The sequence below is a fragment of the Klebsiella sp. CN_Kp113 genome, from assembly GCF_040064585.1.
Classification (GTDB): Bacteria; Pseudomonadota; Gammaproteobacteria; order Enterobacterales; family Enterobacteriaceae; genus Klebsiella; species Klebsiella michiganensis.
The window spans coordinates 1-3,711 of sequence record NZ_JBEAID010000061.1 but is presented as its reverse complement, the minus strand read 5'-3'; the positions used below and the strand labels follow the sequence as shown (position 1 = coordinate 3,711).

3 protein-coding genes and 1 tRNA gene are annotated in these 3,711 nt (G+C 49.5%); 1 reads left to right on the top strand and 3 read right to left on the bottom strand.

Annotated elements, in window-relative coordinates; genetic code table 11:
- Positions 1–62: 62 nt before the first annotated feature.
- A tRNA-Thr gene (locus tag ABLV30_RS26950) sits at positions 63–138 on the bottom strand.
- Positions 139–577: 439 nt separating this feature from the next.
- On the opposite strand from ABLV30_RS26950, the gene coaA reads away from it, so the two are divergent.
- On the top strand, positions 578–1,528 hold the full coding sequence (gene coaA / locus ABLV30_RS26945) for a type I pantothenate kinase (protein WP_014227490.1): 951 nt from the start codon (positions 578–580) through the stop codon (positions 1,526–1,528).
- 26 nt (positions 1,529–1,554) lie between these two features.
- Here the strand turns inward: coaA and birA are convergent, their stop codons facing one another.
- Both birA and murB read right to left on the bottom strand, forming a co-directional pair.
- Positions 1,555–2,517, bottom strand: coding sequence for a bifunctional biotin--[acetyl-CoA-carboxylase] ligase/biotin operon repressor BirA (gene birA / locus ABLV30_RS26940; RefSeq protein WP_014837096.1), 963 nt, complete (start codon positions 2,515–2,517; stop codon positions 1,555–1,557).
- Positions 2,514–3,542: a UDP-N-acetylmuramate dehydrogenase gene (murB, locus tag ABLV30_RS26935; protein ID WP_048263835.1), complete on the bottom strand. Its 1,029-nt coding sequence runs from the start codon at positions 3,540–3,542 to the stop codon at positions 2,514–2,516. Before murB ends, birA begins: the two co-directional genes overlap by 4 nt.
- Positions 3,543–3,711 lie beyond the last annotated feature (169 nt).

Genomic DNA, 3,711 nt, shown 5'->3' with positions numbered 1-3,711 from the left:
CGATGACGGCAGATTTACAGTCTGCTCCCTTTGGCCGCTCGGGAACCCCACCAGGCACTTGATGGTGCCGACTACCGGAATCGAACTGGTGACCTACTGATTACAAGTCAGTTGCTCTACCTACTGAGCTAAGTCGGCATCAAGTAGCGCGCATTCTAGGGAGACCTGCGAGTTCATGCAACTAAAAAATTGCAGAAAATGTTCTATTGCTCACATTTTGTGCTCAAACGAGAAAAAATGGTGTAATTTCAAACAGAGCAGGACAAAAATACGCCAATCATCCTCACGGATAGGGTTGCCGAGGAGGGCAAAGAGTAGAGTGAAGTCGCTAAAGCGGCATCGATACCCCATCACCTGACCACCCGATTCAATGAATAACCCACGGGTCTCTGCTGAGAACTTTATATCCCCTTACCAAACCATTCATCTCTGTGATGCTACCTTTAGAAAGCATCATTCAATGAGTTTTTTTCTTATTATTCCTCGCAATCTGGTGTTACCCTCCTGCCCATTGTCCTGATTAACTAGTGTGAAGCACCCCGCCTTCATGTAATTCGGCGGTTGCAAGAGCATGCTTATGAGCCTAAAAGAGCAAACGTTAATGACACCGTATCTACAATTTAACCGCGACCAATGGGCTGCGCTTCGTGATTCCGTTCCGATGACGCTAACAGAAGAAGAAATCACGCGGTTAAAAGGCATCAACGAAGATCTTTCCCTGGAAGAAGTAGCGGAAATTTATTTGCCGCTGTCGCGTTTACTCAATTTCTATATCAGCTCTAATCTGCGCCGCCAGGCTGTACTGGAACAATTCCTTGGCACCAACGGCCAACGTATTCCTTACATCATTAGCATTGCGGGTAGCGTGGCGGTCGGGAAGAGCACTACCGCGCGCGTGCTGCAAGCATTGCTGAGCCGCTGGCCTGAACATCGACATGTAGAATTAATCACGACAGATGGTTTTCTGCATCCTAACGCGGTATTGAAAGAACGCGGCCTGATGAAGAAGAAGGGCTTCCCGCAGTCTTATGACATGCATCGCCTGGTTAAATTCGTCTCAGACCTGAAATCCGGCGTTCCTGACGCTACGGCGCCGGTCTATTCACATCTGATTTACGACGTCATTCCTGATGGGGATAAAACCGTCACGCAGCCTGATATATTAATTCTTGAGGGATTAAATGTTCTGCAGAGCGGCATGGATTATCCACACGATCCGCATCATGTATTTGTTTCGGACTTCGTTGATTTTTCAATTTACGTTGATGCGCCTGAAGAACTGCTAAAAAACTGGTATATCAATCGTTTTCTGAAATTCCGCGAAGGCGCGTTTACCGACCCGGACTCCTATTTTCATAGCTATGCTCAGCTGTCTAAAGATGAAGCAATTGATATTGCCACATCGCTGTGGAATGAGATTAATCTTTTGAATTTAAAAGAGAACATTCTACCAACGCGTGAGCGAGCCAGCCTTATAATGACCAAAAGCGCAAACCACTCTGTGAATCAGGTGCGTTTAAGAAAATAAAAAAGGGAGCGTTAGCTCCCCTTTTTTTATTCAGCGCTGCGCAATGATATCTCACCGCCAATCCAGGGTTTTACCATCCCGTCCTGCTCCAGTAATAATGCGCCTTGAGCATCAATACCTCGCGAAATACCAAAGATCTCTTTATCGCCAATAATAAGTTTAACCGGTCGATTAATAAAGTTATCGAGCTTTTCCCAGCGGGTGAGATAGGGTGCCAGACCTTCATTCTCAAAAAGTTTAAATCCTGCCCGCAGCTCTTTAATCAGACAAGCCGCTAACGTATTACGATCGATAGAGATCCCTGCCTCCTGGAGGCTGATCCAACCCTGATTGACAACATCAGACTCCACCCGGCGCATCATGAGGTTGATCCCCGCGCCGCTGACTATCTGCGCAGCATCGCCGGTTTTCCCCGTGAGTTCCACCAGGATCCCGGACAGCTTCCGATCCTGTAAATAGAGATCGTTTGGCCATTTCACCCGAACTTTATCCGCCCCCAGGCTTTGCAGCACCTCGGCAATGACGATCCCAATGACCAGACTCAAACCTATAGCCGCAGCAGGGCCCTGCTCCAGTCGCCAGTACATTGAAAGGTAAAGGTTAGAACCAAACGGCGAGAACCACTTGCGCCCGCGGCGGCCGCGACCTGCCTGCTGATACTCAGCCACGCAGGCATCACCCGATTGCAGTTCGCTAAGTCTGTCCAGAAGATACTGGTTCGTGGAATCAATCACCGGTAGTACGGTTACCCGGCCATGCTCGATCTGCCTGGCGATCTGCTCTTCATCCAGAAGCTGGATAGGCTCAGGGAGACTGTAGCCTTTACCCGGAACGGTAAATACGTCGACTCCCCAATCGCGTAACGTTTGAATATGCTTGTTGATTGCTGCCCGACTCATCCCTAAACGCTCGCCAAGCTGTTCACCTGAGTGAAATTCAGCGTCGGCCAGGATCGATATTAGCGTCAAAGGAACGGTGTAGTCTTTCATGCGATGGTCTCCTCGGCATTAACTTCACCCGTTTCACCGATAAAGCGCACTTCCGGCTGTAACCAGATATTAAACTTCTCACCAACCTGCTGGCGTACGTAATGAGCCAGCTCAACCACGTCTTCACTGGTTGCCTGATGCTGATTGATCAATACCAGCGCCTGCTGGCTATGCACCGCTGCGCCACCCATCACTTTACCTTTAAGCTGGCATTGATCGATAAGCCAGCCGGCGGCAAGTTTCATACTGCCATCCGGCTGAGGGTAGTGAGGGATACCCGGATAGGTCGCCAGCAGCGCTTGCGCCTTGTCCGCGCTAACGACCGGGTTCTTAAAGAAGCTCCCCGCATTTCCATTCACTTTTGGATCGGGGAGTTTGGTCATGCGCATATGACAGACGGCGTCAAATACCTGCTGCGGGGTAACGGTTTGCGGATCGAGCCGGGTTAAATCACCGTAGGTCAAAACGGGTTGCCAGGCTTTTGGCAACGTCAAACCAACCGCCACAATGGCGTAGCGGTCCTGATATTCATGTTTAAAAATACTGTCCCGGTAGCCAAAGCGACATTCAGCAGCGGAAAGACGCTGTTTCACCCCCGTGACCAACTCAATGCAGTCGACGTACCGGCAAACCTTCTGTAATTCAACGCCGTAAGCACCAATATTTTGAATTGGCGAGGAGCCGGCGCAGCCAGGAATCAAAGCAAGATTTTCCAGGCCCGGCATTCCGTTATTTAACGCAAACTGGACCAGCTGATGCCAGTTTTCTCCTGCACCAACATGCAAATGCCACGCGTCAGGTGTTTCACTCACTTCTATCCCCATAATACGGTTAATAATGACCGTACCGGAATAATCCTTCAGGAACAGAACATTGCTTCCTTCACCAAGGATCAGGGTTGGCTGGCGCTCTGCGGTGGCATTTTGCCAGGCATCCAGTAGCTGTTTTTCAGTTTCGGCGCGTACAATCGCTTTGGCAGAACGGTCAATACCGAAGGTGTTCCAGGGCTTAAGTGAGTGGCTCATAATGGCTTCCAGATGCAAAATCTGCATTAGTTTACCGTATATAGCGAGGGAAGGCTTCCTGATTGTCAGGGGGAGCAGGTACCATGGCGTGCCTAAAATCTGGCAATTTTAAATGACAAAAACGCAAAAAGCCCATCCGTCAGGATGGGCTCTTCACTTGTTTGATGCC

Coding starts and splice junctions, on each gene's coding strand:
- coaA (WP_014227490.1), top strand. CDS start 578: ATGAGCCTAAAAGAGCAAACGTTAATGACACCGTATCTACAATTTAAC.
- birA (WP_014837096.1), bottom strand. CDS start 2,517: ATGAAAGACTACACCGTTCCTTTGACGCTAATATCGATCCTGGCCGAC.
- murB (WP_048263835.1), bottom strand. CDS start 3,542: ATGAGCCACTCACTTAAGCCCTGGAACACCTTCGGTATTGACCGTTCT.